This window comes from Rossellomorea aquimaris (assembly GCF_000935355.1).
In the GTDB taxonomy this organism is placed as follows: Bacteria; Bacillota; Bacilli; order Bacillales; family Bacillaceae_B; genus Rossellomorea; species Rossellomorea aquimaris_B.
Window position 1 is genome coordinate 507,590 of the sequence record NZ_JXZC01000002.1, and the last position, 15,926, is coordinate 523,515.

Annotated in this window: 14 protein-coding genes; 2 read left to right on the forward strand and 12 right to left on the reverse strand. The window is 43.6% G+C overall.

All coding sequences use genetic code 11. The features are described 5' to 3' along the window. Positions 1 to 144 precede the first annotated feature (144 nt). The 3 genes from TV75_RS09470 to TV75_RS09480 are packed head-to-tail and all read right to left on the reverse strand — an operon-like array spanning position 145 to position 3,035. Positions 145 to 1,425, reverse strand: a complete 1,281-nt coding sequence (locus TV75_RS09470; RefSeq protein ID WP_044338458.1) for a TRAP transporter large permease — start codon at positions 1,423 to 1,425, stop codon at positions 145 to 147. 18 nt (positions 1,426 to 1,443) lie between these two features. Next, positions 1,444 to 2,022: a TRAP transporter small permease gene (locus TV75_RS09475; RefSeq protein WP_044338459.1), complete on the reverse strand. Its 579-nt coding sequence runs from the start codon at positions 2,020 to 2,022 to the stop codon at positions 1,444 to 1,446. A 14-nt stretch (positions 2,023 to 2,036) separates the two neighbouring features. After that, positions 2,037 to 3,035, reverse strand: a complete 999-nt coding sequence (locus tag TV75_RS09480; protein WP_044338460.1) for a TRAP transporter substrate-binding protein — start codon at positions 3,033 to 3,035, stop codon at positions 2,037 to 2,039. A gap of 494 nt (positions 3,036 to 3,529) precedes the next feature. On the opposite strand from TV75_RS09480, the gene TV75_RS09485 reads away from it, so the two are divergent. Both TV75_RS09485 and TV75_RS09490 read left to right on the forward strand, forming a co-directional pair. Continuing rightward, complete coding sequence (locus TV75_RS09485) at positions 3,530 to 4,534, forward strand: YeiH family protein (protein ID WP_156142373.1); 1,005 nt, start codon at positions 3,530 to 3,532, stop codon at positions 4,532 to 4,534. A 176-nt stretch (positions 4,535 to 4,710) separates the two neighbouring features. After that, on the forward strand, positions 4,711 to 5,409 hold the full coding sequence (locus TV75_RS09490; protein WP_044338462.1) for a FadR/GntR family transcriptional regulator: 699 nt from the start codon (positions 4,711 to 4,713) through the stop codon (positions 5,407 to 5,409). A gap of 51 nt (positions 5,410 to 5,460) precedes the next feature. Here TV75_RS09490 and TV75_RS09495 read toward each other — a convergent pair whose 3' ends face one another. From TV75_RS09495 to TV75_RS09535, 9 genes are all read right to left on the reverse strand, one after another. Next, positions 5,461 to 6,537 carry an Ldh family oxidoreductase gene (locus tag TV75_RS09495; RefSeq protein WP_044338534.1) on the reverse strand — a complete coding sequence of 359 codons (1,077 nt, stop codon included), beginning with the start codon at positions 6,535 to 6,537 and terminating at the stop codon, positions 5,461 to 5,463. A gap of 78 nt (positions 6,538 to 6,615) precedes the next feature. After that, positions 6,616 to 7,773 carry a UxaA family hydrolase gene (locus TV75_RS09500; RefSeq protein WP_044338463.1) on the reverse strand — a complete coding sequence of 386 codons (1,158 nt, stop codon included), beginning with the start codon at positions 7,771 to 7,773 and terminating at the stop codon, positions 6,616 to 6,618. Between the two features lie 2 nt (positions 7,774 to 7,775). Next, on the reverse strand, positions 7,776 to 8,120 hold the full coding sequence (locus TV75_RS09505) for a UxaA family hydrolase (RefSeq protein WP_052504497.1): 345 nt from the start codon (positions 8,118 to 8,120) through the stop codon (positions 7,776 to 7,778). Positions 8,121 to 8,240: 120 nt separating this feature from the next. Beyond that, positions 8,241 to 9,191 (reverse strand): hydroxyacid dehydrogenase, encoded by a 951-nt coding sequence (locus TV75_RS09510; RefSeq protein WP_044338464.1) that lies wholly within the window; start codon positions 9,189 to 9,191, stop codon positions 8,241 to 8,243. 335 nt (positions 9,192 to 9,526) lie between these two features. Continuing rightward, positions 9,527 to 11,155, reverse strand: a complete 1,629-nt coding sequence (locus TV75_RS21165; RefSeq protein ID WP_052504498.1) for a cell wall-binding repeat-containing protein — start codon at positions 11,153 to 11,155, stop codon at positions 9,527 to 9,529. 449 nt (positions 11,156 to 11,604) lie between these two features. Beyond that, entirely contained in the window at positions 11,605 to 12,432 is an 828-nt protein-coding gene (locus tag TV75_RS09520; RefSeq protein ID WP_052504499.1) for an SGNH/GDSL hydrolase family protein, read from the reverse strand. A gap of 328 nt (positions 12,433 to 12,760) precedes the next feature. After that, positions 12,761 to 14,569, reverse strand: coding sequence for a hypothetical protein (locus TV75_RS09525; protein WP_044338465.1), 1,809 nt, complete (start codon positions 14,567 to 14,569; stop codon positions 12,761 to 12,763). A gap of 125 nt (positions 14,570 to 14,694) precedes the next feature. Continuing rightward, positions 14,695 to 14,895 (reverse strand): hypothetical protein, encoded by a 201-nt coding sequence (locus tag TV75_RS09530; protein ID WP_044338466.1) that lies wholly within the window; start codon positions 14,893 to 14,895, stop codon positions 14,695 to 14,697. A 27-nt stretch (positions 14,896 to 14,922) separates the two neighbouring features. Then, positions 14,923 to 15,759 (reverse strand): tyrosine-type recombinase/integrase, encoded by an 837-nt coding sequence (locus tag TV75_RS09535; RefSeq protein WP_052504500.1) that lies wholly within the window; start codon positions 15,757 to 15,759, stop codon positions 14,923 to 14,925. Between the last annotated feature and the right edge of the window lie 167 nt (positions 15,760 to 15,926).

Below are 15,926 nucleotides of genomic sequence, written 5' to 3' on the forward strand. Positions count from 1 at the left end.
TGCATAAATTGGAAATATATTATATTTATAGGAAAAATATAGGATACTATTAGTGGTATACCTGATCAAGAAACAAATAAAGAGCCAGCCCCTGTTCACGATGAACAGGGGCTGGCTCTATCAAAAATGGAGGTCCGTCCCTCCTTATAATTGGGTCAGGAACATGGACAGGGCCGGGAAGTAGGTGATGAGTAACAGGTCAAATACCATGACGACGATGAATGGGGTGACGGCCCGGATCAGTTTATCGTAGGAGACATCTGCGATTCCTTTTACGATAAAGAGGTCCAGTCCCACTGGAGGCGTGATCAATCCGATGGAAAGATTCACAACCATGACGACTCCGAAGAATACAGGGTCGATCCCCACTCCCATGGCAATTGGCAGGAGCAGCGGCGTCAAGATCGTAATCGCGGCAGAAGCGTTCAAGAAGCAGCCTGCGATGAAGAAAATGACATTGAACATGAGTAAGATGAGTAACTTATTATCCGAGATGCTTGTCACAAGCTGGGTCAGTTGCTGCGGAATCTGTTCTGCCGTCAATAACCAACCGAATAAGTTGGCCGCTGCGATGATGAATACGACCATCGCTGTCATCTTACCGGCTCTAAGGAATGATTCGGGTATGTCCTTCCAATCCATATCTTTGTACACAAATTTATTAATAATGAACGCATACGCTGCAGCTGCAGCACCCGCTTCGGTCGGGGTGAAGATCCCTCCGCGGATTCCGAAAATGATGATCAGCGGCAGGACGAGTGCAAGTGCCCCTTCGAATAAGGTACGTCTAAACGTAGTGAATTCAAACTTCCCTGCTTCTTCGGAATAGTTATTCTTCCTTGTGATCCAATAATTCAACATCATGATGGAAAGACCGATGATGATTCCCGGGACAATCCCTGCCGTAAATAGATCCCCGATCGATACCCCCGCAGTGACGCCATATACGATCATTGGAATGGAAGGGGGAATAACCACTGCAATCGTCCCTGCACTTGCTACCGTAGCAGCAGCGAAGCCTTTGTCATATCCTTTCTGCTCCATCATGGGAATCATCATTTTCCCGACTGCAGCCGTATCAGCTGCCCCTGAACCTGAAATCCCTGCAAAAAACATACTCGTCAGCGTAGATACCTGTGCCAGGCCAGCACGTATCCAGCCGACCGTCGCAAAGGCAAAGGCCGCAATCCTCCGCCCCATGCTTCCCGACATCATGAACTCTCCTGTCAGCATAAAGAACGGGATGGCGAGTAGCGGAAATGAATCCGTCGATGTGATCAACCTCTGAGGAATGACTTCCAGCGGTACATAATAAATACTTGCCATGAATCCGGCTACGGAAGCCCAGATGAGAGAAATGGCGATCGGGACTCCTATCAGCATTAATAAAAACAGAATACCAAGAGCTACTATGGCAACGGTCATACGATCTCCCCCTTTTCTTTAACTTATATTTGTTTGCTGCTGAACTTCTTCTACCTTCATCGCATCTTGGACGTCGACTTTTCCCTGTCTCACCTCATAGATATTGTTTACGGAGTGGATAAGACAGAAGATGGAGCTGATCAGTACTGTTACATAAATGAACGTCATGTTGATCCCCATCGCCGGGGAGATTTGCAGATTCGTATATTGGAGGATCCTGCCGCCAAAAACGATGAGGAAAAGAAACAGGGCTGAGTTTACCGCTTCCATAAAATAATGAAGATACTTTTTTGGTTTTTCAGATAAGTAATGATGCAGGATTTCTACTTGGGCATGACCTTTTGCTTTATATACAATCCCTATCCCCAAAAATACAATCCATACAAATAAATAACGAATGAGTTCTTCCGCCCATGTCAGGTTGAAGACGGAAAAGTCAACCATAGGCAAAGCTTCATTTAAGAATGTGCTTTGAAGAACAAACCGGGAAAAAACCTGATAAACCGTGGTGACAAACGCAATCATAAAGAACCCTATCATAATCCACCGACTGATCCGATCCACCCTATTACTCAAATGAGAGATGAACTGTTTCAATGTGTAGCCCCCTTTTATTCCCGTAGACTTTCGATCTTTTCAAATAACTCTTTTCCAATGGATGCTTCAAACTCCTTGTAAACAGGTTCGACTGCTTTTCTGAATGACTCTCTGTCAGGGTTTTCCTCGATTTGGATGTCTGTCTTCTTTAAATCCTCGAGAAGTTTCTCTTCGTCTTCAAGGGCTACCTGGCGTTCATATAGGACGGCTTCTTTTGCAGCTTCATCGACCACTTCTTGTAGATTTTCAGGGAGGGTGTCAAAGGTTGTTTTACTCATGATGAATACGGCTGCATCGTAGTTGTGGGCGGTCAGGGATAAGTGTTGTTGGACTTCATTGAATTTATTAAGGTAAATCTGGGCCAGTGGATTTTCTTGGCCGTCAACCACATGCTGCTCTAAAGCCGTATACAATTCACCGAAAGGGATGGGGACGGGAGTGGAATCAAGTGCTTTGATGAAAGAAATATACGGTGGTGATTCTTGGACACGGAGCTTCAAATTCGCTGCATCAGCACTGGTTTTAATCGGTTTCTTATTATTCGTCATATGCCTCCAGCCGTTTTCCATATATCCGAGATTAATGAGTCCCCTATTCTCCAGGTCGGAAGCGATATCGTCCCCGATCTCGCCATCCAGCACTTTGAAAGCATGTTCCCTGCTTTCAAATAGGTATGGAAGATTGAGAAGATTGAACTTCGGCGCAAAGTTGGTGACAGGAGCCACTGAACCGATGTGGAAATGTATGGATCCGATCTGGGCGCCTTCGATTTGATCACGGCCGTTCCCTAACTGACTGCTCGGGAAAATATCGATTTGAATCTTCCCATCTGATTTTTCTTCTACGAGCTCTTTAAATTTTAACGCCCCTTTGTGATAAGGATGCGTTTCCGTCTGTAAATGCCCTAGCCTCAGGACATATTCTGCAGATCGTTCATTTCCTTTTGCCATGTTTGAACATCCACTCACCAGGATCATCATGATGATGGTCAGAAATGCCATGTACTTTTTCATGTAACACCCTCCTACTAACAAAAATGTAAGCCCTTACAATTTTTTCTGTAGATGAATTGATTACATTCTAGATGAAAAATTTCAGTAAAAGTCATGACATGGCCATCATCATGACTTCTTCAACTCCAAGGGGTGACAACGTTTAACCTACTAAAGGAATTCCATGCTATGTATTCTTGTCTCTCCATGCCAAGTCCTTCCCGTTTGAAAGAAATGGGACTTAGGGAACACAGCAGCATTGTCTGCATTTAGGTACAGTCACCCAACCACTACCACTTATTTTATTTTCAATTTTCAAAAAAATCAATACTTTTTCGAGATTTACAGAAAAATAATCATTGAATGAAGACATTATTAATGGTTTAATTAAATTATATTGGTTGGGTCACTGTACCATTCGTCTAAATTTTTTATGAATTAAAGGGGGTTTTGAAGTGAGTCCAATTGGAGCCGCAAAGACGAAAGAATCGTCCATTTCCTTGGAATCCAGAAAGATGCGTAAATCATTACAATTGAAAAAGGGATGGATGAAAGGGGTCATCTTGACATTAGTACTTGCTTTACTTGCGGGGATTGTAGCCGAATATCCCGTTTTCTCCGTCATGGGTGTGATGATCATTTCCATTCTTCTCGGGATGAGCTGGAAAGGATTGATGGAGGTCCCTGCAGACGCAGCGCCTGGAATCACCTTCAGCAGCAAAATTCTACTGAGGGCCGGAATCATTCTGATGGGATTGAGATTAAACTTTGAACAAATCCTTTCTGCAGGTTTCTCGATTGTGATCATCGATGTGGTGGTCATCGTGTTCACCTTGGTTTTCATGATGTATCTCGGAAAGCTTCTGTCCATTGATCGTCACCTCTCTACTTTAATTGCAGTCGGAACGGCCGTATGCGGAGCTGCAGCCATCGTCGCCGTTGCGCCGCTTATAGGGGCAAAAAAGGAACTCACTGCTATTTCAGTGGCCTTCATTGCCATCATGGGGACGATCGTTACGATATTCTATACGTTTCTTTACCCTGTACTCGGTTTCACTCCGTATGAATATGGGGTGTTGACAGGTTCAACCCTGCACGAGCTTGCCCACGTGATCGCAGCCGCTGCCCCGGGTGGCGACGTCAGCAGCGATACAGCCATACTTGTTAAGCTTGGGAGAGTTGCCCTTCTTATTCCTGTTGCCATTATATTAGGGTCCATGTTTTCTAAAAAAAGAGGGAATGCCTCTGTACAAAAGCGGACAATCAAAGACCTGCCCGTTCCTTGGTTCATTTTCGGATTCCTGTTCATGTGCTTAATCAATACTGTCGGAATCCTTCCTGACACATTTACACAAATGCTCATTGCATTGAGTATTTTACTATTATCCATGGCCATGGCGGGTCTTGGCCTTAGCGTCAACTTCGCGGAATTCAAGAAACTAAGTTCTAAGGTGCTCGTAACTGGTGTCGCAGGATCTTTTGCATTGATCCTATTGGGTATTCTCCTTACTAAGTTGTAAGCGCTACTAAATATTTCACTAGAGGTTGAGCCACTCGACATGGTACACTGAATATACAGAATAATACCTGTCATGACATGTATCTATTCATATGAGAATCAGAAAAATGATAAGTCTAAGAAGGTTGAGCAAACCTGATGACAGCTACCATTTCACAGATGGATAGGGGCGATTGTATGCAATTAAATCGAAAAGGCATATCTGAACAAGTGGCAGATAGCATAAAAAAGAAAATACAAGATGGAGAATTCAAAGTCGGAGACAAAATTCCCGGGGAACGGGAAATGGGGATCGAGCTTTCCGTCAGCCGGAATACGGTGAGGGAAGCATATAAGATCCTGGAAGCTTACGGCTATATCACAGCAAAGCACGGAACAGGTGTATTCGTTGCCGCACCTGAACATCAGATTCAAAAAATGACAGAAGCCTTCTTTGTATCTTCTGATCAGATTAATGATTTCTTCTCCGTACGTAAGATTCTCGAAGAATGGACGGTCAAATGGTCCATTGAAAATTCCAACGAAGAGCAATTCCGTGAATTGGAGCACATCCTTGAAGAAGCCAATGAGATCCTCGGCGCCGGCGAAGTGAATCATGAAAGGCTGGCAGAGCTTGACCATAAATTCCATTTAACTTTAGCGAACAATTCTAATAACATTGTTCTCATCCGAATCATGAATTTCCTTATTGACCTTCTATCGGAATCACGTACCAAGTCGATCCAAATTCCCGGCAGAGCCATACAGTCTGTCCAGGAGCATGCCAAGATACTGGAAGCCATGAAACAAAACAATATTAATCTGGCCCAGAAATATATGAAAGAACATATAGAGAGCGTGGAACATTCCATCAAGGAAAATATAGATTCCCTCTAACCTTACATTGAAAGAGCCGGCTTCCTCACCCTGGAAGCCGGCTCTTTTGTGTTAGTTGTTGATAGGTTGTTGAGAAGACAATGGGGAAGGGAATTCAACTCCAAATTGGCTGCCTAATGATTGCAGCTCATCCGATACACTTTGGGATAATTGTACTCCTTCCAGCTGACGTTTATCCCGCTCCCGTTTCCTTCTTTCCCCCGGATAGCGGATTTCATCGTTCCCAGGTGCTTTCGGGACAGCTTTCATCTCTACTAATAAGCTTTTAATAGAGTCAAAGAATACATTTAGGTTCATGAATTTTTCTATGTCCATCAGAATGAAAAAGTGACCCACATTTGCGTTTTCCTTTTCCCCATCCTCATAAATACTCTTCACATGCGGCCCGAATGCCGCCCCCGTCAAGAGGCCCGTAAGGATTTCGACGGCCAGTGCCAGGGCTGATCCCTTTGCTCCTCCTAAAGGCAGGACAGAACCGTTCAAAGCCGCTTTGGGATCATTGGTCGGTTCCCCTTTTTCATCGATCGCCCATCCATCCGGTATCGTCTGTCCTTGTTTCTCCGCTAAAATGATTTTTCCCCTTGCTACAATGCTTGTCGATAAATCGATAATGACAGGTTGATCATCCCCCGTAGGAAAACCAAATGCCATGGGGTTCGTGCCAAAGAAAGCTTCCTTCCCTCCCCACGGAGCTATACCCGGGGGCGAGTTTGTGAAACCGATACAAGCAAGATTCTGTTCACAAGCCAGTTGACAAAAATATGAGGCTGTCCCGAAGTGATTACTATTTTTAATCGCAATGGCTGTTACACCGCTCTGTTTTGCCATTTCGATTCCTTTATTTATCGCCTTATAGCTGATGACATGACCTAGCCCATTATCACCGTTCACTACGAGAACAGAAGGACTTCTTTGCTCCATCTGGATGGATGGATTCAGGTTGATCCTTTGATCGCTGAAGCGCTTAGCATAGATGGGAAGCCTGCTGATACCATGACTATCCACCCCTTCTAAATTAGCCCTTAAAAGGGATTCAGAGACGACTGCAGCATGCTCCTCCATCATCCCCATTTCCTCTAACAGTGTCTTACAAAATTGTCGTAAATCAGATTCAGCATACGTAGTCATTTTCTGCTCCTTCTCATTCATAATGTTTTCCCCGTAAACATGGACTCCCCACACATAAAATGTGCAGGGAGTAAGAAATCAGGCACTGCGATATAATTTCGTCATGACGAATTCTTTATGACCTAATGCTTCTGCACAAGTGAGTCGACCATTCACTGTACGGCAGATCATTTCCATTAACTGATCTCCCGCTTGCTCCAAGGAAATCTGACGAGAGAGGAGCCCTTGCACATCCACATCGATATGTTCACTCATCGTCCCCGCCGTAATCGGGTTCGCCGTAATTTTCACAACCGGCTCGATCGGGTTACCGATGATATTCCCCTGACCTGTAGGGAAAAGGTGCAGAACCGCTCCACCAGCTGCCATCAGGGTGATACATTCTGCCGCTGCAGAGGACGTATCCATGAAATAAAGACCGTTGCCATTGGCCGGTGCTTCAGCAGGATCCAATACGCCGATGACCTCTTTCGTTCCGGTCTTGGCAATGTTCCCTAGTGCCTTCTCTTCAATGGTAGAAAGTCCACCAGCAATATTACCTTGAGTAGGCTGGGATCCCAATAAATCGACTCCCTTTGAATCAATTTCACCTACATAGTCATTGTAAACCGCCATGAATTTCTCGTGTAACTCAGGCGTCGCCATCCGGTCGCGGATGAGATGCTCCCCGCCTGTCAATTCCGATGTTTCCCCGAAGAAAACAGTGGCACCCGCTTCAACCAAACGGTCAACCGCCTGGGCCACAGTAGGGCATGATCCAAGACCTGTCGTCGTATCAGACTCACCGCACTTGATACTGACGGTTAAGTCCTTCAGTTCAACCGGTTCTTTCTGAAGCTCCGAAGCCCACTGGACATACTCCTTCGCTTTCCATGAAGCAGCACGGATCGTTTCTAAATCCCCGTTTCCTTCAATGGAGAAGTACGTTACAGGCTTTCCGGTCTCAGCAATCCCGTCAGCAATTTTCTTCGACCAGTTTTCTTCTATTCCAATGACCACGACAGCCGCTACGTTAGGATTGGATCCCGTTCCGATCATTGTCCTGAAATGCAAATCAAGATCAGGTCCGTACTGTAGTCTTCCATATGCGTGAGGCAAGGCCATTGTACCTTGGACTTGTCTTGCCACTGCTTCGCAAGCAGCGTTTGAAATATCATCTACAGGTAAAATAATGACGTGATTACGAATTCCAACTTTCCCATTTTCTCTGCGATAACCATATAATGTTTGTTCCATCCTTACCACCTCGCCGTTTTAATATTATGAGTGTGGACGTAGTCGCCTACTTCCCATTTTTCTGTTGTAATACCGATTTGAACCCCATATTTCAGCACTGGTTCATCTTTGTTTAAAGTAACCAATGAGATTTTGTGGCCTAAAGGAACATCCCCTTTTGAGGTGACTTCCACTTCTGAATTGTCATCCATGAAGATCCCCACAACATTTTCCCCTGCTGCAATCGGTGATGTGGCAACTCCTACGTGATCACCATTGTGATGGATAAGAAACTTATGAGTGCTCACCGCTTTTGAATCTTGAGCATTTCTTTCCGTAACCGTACCTGCCTGACTATTGTGACTCATTATGGTGCCTCCTTTTAAATTGGTTGAGTGACCCAACCACTTAATCTATCTTTATTAAACCACCTATCAATCTGTTAGTCAATGAGATTATTTAAATTTTCAGAATTTATTTTCGACAAATTACACAGTGCAGAGGGAACGCTCGCCTTTTAGCACTTTCCCGATTTCCTTGGCCACCAGAAAGGACGTACGGACTTGAGATTCTTCAGTCAATCCTGCGATATGAGGAGTGATGGTAACGTTTTCACAAAGAAGCAGGGGATGTGAATCGAGTATCGGTTCCTGCTCCAACACATCGAGGTAAGCTCCTGCAATTTGTTGGTTCTGTAAGGCTGTAGCCAGGGCTTGTTCATCAATGATGCCCCCTCTGGAAGTATTAATGACATAAGAAGAAGGCTTCATCCTATTTAACTCGGATGTTGAAAGGAGATGCTCGGTTGATGGAGTAAGAGGGACATGGAGGGAAATGAAATCGGATTCCATCAACAGTTCCTGAAGGGTTTCTTTTACATGTACACCGGTTTCTGACACCACATGATCATACTCTGTAATAAACGGGTCATACCCGATGATGTTCATGCCAAATGCATTGGCGCGCTTTGCCACACGGTGGGAAATTTCCCCAAGTCCGATCAATCCAAGTGTTTTCTGATAAAGCTCCCCACCAGTGTATTTCTTTCTGTTCCACTGTCCGTTTCGAACATCCGCATCTGCCAAATGAAGGGGTCTTGATGAGTTTAGAATCGCAGCGAGTACATATTCCGCTACAGAAGTTGCGTTTGCATGACGGGCAAACACCACCGGAATATCCTTCTCTTTCGCCCGTTTAACATCAATATTATCCAACCCGACCCCGAGCCTTCCAATCGCCTTAAGGCGGCTACCTGCTTCCATTAATTCTTCGTCGACGATCGTCTGGTTTCTTACAATTACCGCATCATATTGAGGGAGGATTTCAAGTAACCTCTCTCTGTCGGTCCAAAGGGTTTCATCATAGTCGACCTCAAATCCTTGTTCCTTCAGTTCATCAATGCCTTCTTTCCAGATTAACTCTGTGATCAATGCTTTCATTTAAATTCCTCCCTTTTAAAAGTCATCTCTCTTTGGTTCAGTCACCCAACCAATTACTACTTATTATTTAATCATTTCTGGTTTATCCGGTCAATGTTTTTTGAATATTCTTTATGTTGCGTTCTACTATTAGGTTCTACATAGTTGTTAAAACCCCTTCTAGAAGAATAGCCGGCTTACAATTTCTGCCCCTAATATTTAAACAAACGTTTGATTGAGCAAAATCAGCCCTATCACAGTAACAAATGAACCAGTTAAACGAACGTTTAACACATAAAGAAAGCCCTGGACTACTTGAAAATAGTCCAGGACCTTTTTGATTGCTTTAATCCACTCTACTCCACTAACTTCTCAACAACACCACTCTCAACCGCACCTTCTCCACCTAATACCATAAAGTGCTTCAAACCATTTTCCATCACCAAACCTTTTGTCTGCTGAGGTAAGTCATCCTTCTTCACCAGCAATAACGGAACCTCATTGATGGCAGCAAACACAGATCCCGTAAGTGCATCAGCGAAGTCCTGGCCGGTTGCAACTACGGCATGGCTTGTTGGACCTTGGAACTCGTTATAGATGGCGGCAGCTGTATCGTAACGCGTGTCACCAGCCAAACGCTCTCCATTTTTAAACGTTATATCTTCACTGATGACCCCGGCTCCCCCAATTACGTAGGTGTTCTCTACATCTTGAAGGGCAAAGCCTGTCGGTTCAGGAATGGAATCTGTCTTCGTTAACAGGATTGGATATCCATGCTGGGCCGCATATGGAGCAACCGCCAGGGCATCCGGGAAGTCATATCCATAGGCAACCACTGCCGTTTCTGAATGACCCAATTCATTCGCCACATATGCGGCTGTTTCAAAACGGTCGTTTCCTCCGATTCGATCCACGCTTAATCCGAGCTCATCCAATTCCGCCTCAATCTTCTTCGGAACGGCTCCTTCCCCACCGAGAATCACTGCATGCTCCGCTCCGAGACGGTCGATTTCTTCTACAGTCTCCTTGGATAACGTGGCGCCATTCGTTAACAAGATCGGCGCTTCCAACTGATAGGCAAGGGGTGTTCCGACTAATGCATCGGGATACTCGTTTCCTCTTGTTATGATGACGGTATCAACAGACTCCCAGCTTTCTTCCGAGATTTCAGCCGCTGTTCCGTAACGATCCTGTCCATATAAACGGGCCGTTGATTTTCCAACTGTATCGGTGACCGGCTCCATGACTTTCCAGAACTCGTCAGCCATCGCTTCATATCCCGCTTCACTAGGATGTACATTTTGCGGGTTCGGAAGTTTCACCTGGAAGTTATCGGCCATCGCTTCTTCAACCGGGACAAACACGCCTCCCCCCTGCACGCTAGCTGCTTGAATGGCTTGGTTCAATCCATCTAAAGCAGGTTTTAACTGTGCCTGGGTCTCTTGTGGCAAATAAGGGAATGCATTGTAATAACCCATCACATACACCGAAACGTCAGGGTTTAATTGACGGATGATGCCTAAAGAGGTACCGATATTCACACCCACTTCCTGAAGGGCTGCCTGTACTTTTACTGGATCGATTGAAATCCTGCCATCCTTCTGTTCAATCAATTGCAGTAAGTCATTGGCACCAGCGTCCAATGTAATGGTATCAGCCTCCATGATTTCTTTCTGCAAACCCTTTGCAGGATCTTGTATGTCCGCCAATACCTGTTTGGACGTATAACCCGGTACGGCAAAGCTCTTGTTAAAATCTACATGAAAGCCATCTTCCTTAAATTCGTCTGCAAGGAAATCAGGGTAGCCCTTACCCAGCGAGTTGTCATACAGCACACCTGCCGCCAACGAATCTCCTAAAGCAAGATAATCTACATACGTCTGCTCTTCTTTCATTTCAGCAAAAGCCATCGTCGGTGACATCATTAATGCCACTGTCATTGCTCCGGTCAACACTTTCAAAGAATGTTTCAGGTTTTTTTTCAAGGTAGTTCTCCTCTCTAATTTGGTAATCCAATTATAGGTATTGGCCAAGACATTAGGATATTCCTCCTATTTTCAATCGACAAAACCCGCAACTTGATCCTTTAGGAGCAGTTATGTGGGATCCGGCGATCACGCCTGCAAATTATGTAATAAAAATAAATAACAATCCCTATATATTCAAGGTGATTTATAGTGGAAAATAATATAAACAAATAAAAGGAGTGAAGATCGCAATGAAGATGATCCATAGGTTTCTCGCTACTTACTATTACACCCTGATCCAAGATTGCCTTGACGAAAAAATGAAAGAACACCTGCTCCGGAAATTACACTACCATGAGTCAAAATTAAGCATGTAGATCGATCCCGCTGTGCCCGTCCTCTTTCTTATAATGACCATTTTCATTAATAAAGCCTTCAACCCGCGATGGATTGAAGACTTCGATTAGTTATCCCCTTATAAAATACTTCATTAAATAATCGAGCCAGACCTTATTTCCTTTTTCGTTAGGTATATTTTCCTCTGATAAATAGTCCTTAATTTCTTTATTATTGTAATCCGGCCATGCATCCCAATGATTAAGATACACATATTTTTTCTCCCGCGTATACTTCTCTAAATCAGCTTCTTCCTTCGGGTAGTAATAAGCACCCGGAATTGGATTGGCCGGTTGGATGATAAAGGTGACTTCAGGATTCTGTTTCTTGAAATCCCCAAGGATCGTCTCAAGATTTTTAATTCGGTTCGACATTCTTATTTCCCCATTGTCATACAAAAGAAATGGTTCAAGTAAGAGTATATCCGGCTTCATTTCAGCCAGTGGTTTATGTAAATCCTCTTTCACAACCTGTTCTGACGTTTTTCCGGCGATTTCTTTCAACGTCACCTTTATCAAATCATGACCGTACGTGTCGAGAAGCGCCTTTTCTAGTTCTTTGGGCCACGCCCCTTCCTTCCCAGGAGTAGAAGAAGAGCCAAGGATCATTAAATGAACCGGTTCATTACCTTCAATCTTTTTCTTAAACGCTTCTTTTAATTCTGGCGGAAGATAGTTCAGCTTATCTAGTTTTAACAGCCTCTTCTTTTCTTCTTCAGCCGCTGCTTTTTCTTTCTCGTTTTCTTTACGCTCTTCTTCACTCACCGCCTGAACGCCGGCTACTTTTTCTGTATGGACGTTAACCTGGACGGCCTCGACCCTTTGATCCCAATGATACTTTCCACCTGCAAGTGTTGATAATGTAATCACGCCAAGACCGACTAACAAAAACTTCTTCATCCTCATCCCCCATAACGTAAAGTCTATGAGTCATATGATAGAGGAGATAGAGTTCGGAATTTGTATATACGTGTAGATGGCGGTTCGAAAAGTTACGACAAAATAACTGGTTTTATTTGGATAAAACGCATTCGTTAGACGTTTAATAATAAACGCTCTTTTCGCAAAGATTGTTGTTTTTAACATGAGTTCTGCAAGGCTCTGTCAATTAGTGTGTGCTGGATTGTGAGCGGAAATCAACTATTACTTTCTTCTCTACAATAGCCACAAACTTTACGAAAAGAGCCATAAAAAAAGCCTATCTTAAAAAGATAGACTTCCACACACCCTAACGCACCGGCACAAGTTCAAACCTATTATTCTCGTGTTTTACCCGGTACACCCCTTCCGAAATTTCATTTTCAGTATACTGGGATAACCCATCTTGGATATGTACGTCACGATCCAAAACCATCAGAAAATCCGATTTCATCAAAACTTCCTTCAAATACGAGAGCTGATCTTCTGTCTCGGCACCCTTGATGAAAGAATAATTCATCGACAGGTGTTCGTACCTGATCAAATAGCTGAAATAACCTCCGTCATCCGCACTGCCTGGACTATAATACGTAATCATAGGTTCCGTTACCCCTGATGTTTTAATCACAGAAGAATACTCCTTCACATCGCCCCGACGCTCAACATGTGCTTCCGGCCGGGTCACCAATACTTCCAGGTGTCCGATGTACGGGATTAAGAAGCAGGATGCCATCAGGATGCCCGTCACCCTTTTAAAGGATTTCACATAGTCGGACCATACATAAGCAACCCCCGTCATGAGCATACCGCCTGCATATACGGTGATGGTCGACTGGTAGCGATTGAACCCTGCAAGCCTTGACGCTTCATTCTCAGGCATCAGATACACATACATATAATAAAGGGAACACATGTACAGCACGTAAAAGAGATTAAACAATACAAACGAAGCCACCAGTTCATTAGGCGTTTTACGTTTCATTCTGACGATTAGTAAAAGGGCAAGCAGATTGACCACCAATAATGCCATCACATGAGGCGACGACAAAGGATTCAACGCTGCATCCAGCATCATTCCATCAAAGCCTGCTAAAAACTCCTCCGATTTCCGGATATCCTGCAGTTTATCCTCTGTAATCGCAAACTTATTGTCTCCATAACTCTCACTATAGGCTTGTAACGTATAGGTGTGCCAAAGTAGATTCACCCCCAAAGGGAGAACCAACAGCAGAACCAAAGAAGCATAAGGCATGACCTTATCGATTCTCTTTTCAATTCCTTCCCGATGAGAAGTAATGAGTATCCCCAGCAAGGCGATTCCGTTAAAAAGCAGGAAGACCTTCCCACTATCCTTTAATAGAATCAAGACTATCACTATCGGAAGATTCACGAGCAGCAGCCTTTTCCAATCCTTACGATAGTAATAAGCGATTAAAGGGATCGCCAACGCCACCGACCCTAGAATAATATCCACCAGTAAACTGTAAAAGATCTTCGCATTCACTAATAGAAGGGTAAAGGAAATAACCCAAGGCAGGATGACCGTCCATGGCTTTTTCCAGCAACTCCATGTGAATAGAGCTGTGAATCCAGCCATCGTCATGAATCCCTGTGCCATCAAAGCCAAACTTTCATGGAACCCTAAATGATTAAGAAAATAGTAAATAAACACGGCACTCCCAGGCGGATAGTTCTGAAAAGTAACCAAAGTACTGGCATCCGGCAGGCCATCAAGCCTCACAATCTCCTTCACCACCAATCCCCAGTGGCTGAAATCATCATAGTTTAAAAAGAGAGTCCCCCTCATATAGAGCATGACAAACAGAACAGATATGGAAAAGAACACAAGCGAGGGATGCAGCAAAGGCTGAAACGGGATTTTCTTAAGAAAGAATAATATGAGATAAATCAAACATAAAAACAAACCGGAATAATAGATGCTATTCGCCGCGAATGGCATCCGATGAAGCAACCCGGCTCCGAATAGCACCGTCGTGACACTGGAAAATAGAAATAAAGGAATAAATGCAGGATGAACCTTTACCTTATATAGAAAAAACATCCCCCACCCGGCAAGGGAAAGAAATAACAAGAATAGTAATAGTATTGACGTAAGCATGAGTCCTCCTGATACTTGAAAAAACAAGTAGTTGAAAAACCATTATATCATTCTTCCTTGGAACAAAATCGCACATTGAATAAAAAGAACTCCTTTACCATGAACCTGATAAAGGAGTTCTTTCATTATGACTCAATGACTCTTGCTACTTTTCCCCCACATGTCTTGCAGCTTCCCTTAAGGACAATAGTATGATTATCAGAATCCACACTGTAATCAACAATCGTCGTGACACCGCAAGTCCGACAGTATACATTTCCTTCAAATTTCTCTCGGATATGTGCAGGTTTTGTCATCCATCTTTTATGTGCTAATTCATCCTTCACTTTTTTGGCACCTCACTTAAAATGATTTTAACAATCCTTCGAAAACGTTCGTCTGATTGCATTTTCATATTCCGTTTCAGGCACGTGTGACTTCGCATACCTCTTGGTTACATTGATATCCCTATGCCCCGCCAACTTAGATACAATTTCAAGACTGACACCCTGATCGATAAGATGCTGGCAAAATGTATGGCGCAGCTTTTGGGCATTTATATTGAACTTCTTAAGCATATACTGGACCGATCTCTCCGTTAATCGCTCATTCGTTTTGGAGACGAACAGCGCTTCCTTTGGTTGGATAGCATCCATATAGTCAGAAAGTGAATTCACCACTTCTTCCGACAGAGGAATGGTCCTTTGATCCCCATGAGTATCCGAAACGCTTACTTGTTTCGTTTCAAGATCTATATCCTCTATGTTAAGGGCGCAGAGCTCCGATACCCGTATCCCCGTATGAAGCAGCATATACACAATCGCTATATTTCTTTTATTTTCACTTTCTCTTACTTCTGATAAAAGTGCTTCACATTCTTCTTTAGAAAGCGTTTCGATTTCATCCTTTTTGCTTCCTTGTTTGATCTTTATATCAAACGTAATGTCAGGCCGTTTTAAATATTTTGCAAAAGTACGTATCACTCCCAAGATTTTATCCGTCGTGATCGGACTCTTACCCTTTTCTTCTAAAAATAGAATGTAATCCTGAACGTCACGCTGAGTAATGTCCATTAACTCTCTGTGATTCTGTTGAAGCCACTTCTCATATTTTTTAAGCTCCTGATGGTAAGTCGAGATGGTATTTGATGATTTTCCTTCATGTTCAAGCCATGTTAAAAACTGATCAATCGTAGTACTGGATCCTTGCAAGAGTACCACCCTTTCGAATCAAACCTCTATTTACTATTATCGTAGAACTTATAGATGAAGAAGTCAACTTCTCCGAATGTAAGAAGGAAGAATTGATTCGTTTTTCCAAATTAGACTTTTAACCAAACGAAAAAAAGAGTAACTCCTAAGAGCTACTCTTTTCACAT

What these genes read in the sequence shown, in the direction of transcription:
- TV75_RS09470 (WP_044338458.1), bottom strand. Translation starts at nt 1,425, where the DNA reads ATGACCGTTGCCATAGTAGCTCTTGGTATTCTGTTTTTATTAATGCTG.
- TV75_RS09510 (WP_044338464.1), bottom strand. Translation starts at nt 9,191, where the DNA reads ATGAAAGCATTGATCACAGAGTTAATCTGGAAAGAAGGCATTGATGAA.
- TV75_RS09480 (WP_044338460.1), bottom strand. Translation starts at nt 3,035, where the DNA reads ATGAAAAAGTACATGGCATTTCTGACCATCATCATGATGATCCTGGTG.
- TV75_RS09525 (WP_044338465.1), bottom strand. Translation starts at nt 14,569, where the DNA reads ATGCTTACGTCAATACTATTACTATTCTTGTTATTTCTTTCCCTTGCC.
- TV75_RS09500 (WP_044338463.1), bottom strand. Translation starts at nt 7,773, where the DNA reads ATGGAACAAACATTATATGGTTATCGCAGAGAAAATGGGAAAGTTGGA.
- TV75_RS09505 (WP_052504497.1), bottom strand. Translation starts at nt 8,120, where the DNA reads ATGAGTCACAATAGTCAGGCAGGTACGGTTACGGAAAGAAATGCTCAA.
- TV75_RS09485 (WP_156142373.1), top strand. Translation starts at nt 3,530, where the DNA reads ATGCGTAAATCATTACAATTGAAAAAGGGATGGATGAAAGGGGTCATC.
- TV75_RS09495 (WP_044338534.1), bottom strand. Translation starts at nt 6,537, where the DNA reads ATGACTACGTATGCTGAATCTGATTTACGACAATTTTGTAAGACACTG.
- TV75_RS09520 (WP_052504499.1), bottom strand. Translation starts at nt 12,432, where the DNA reads ATGAAGAAGTTTTTGTTAGTCGGTCTTGGCGTGATTACATTATCAACA.
- TV75_RS09490 (WP_044338462.1), top strand. Translation starts at nt 4,711, where the DNA reads ATGCAATTAAATCGAAAAGGCATATCTGAACAAGTGGCAGATAGCATA.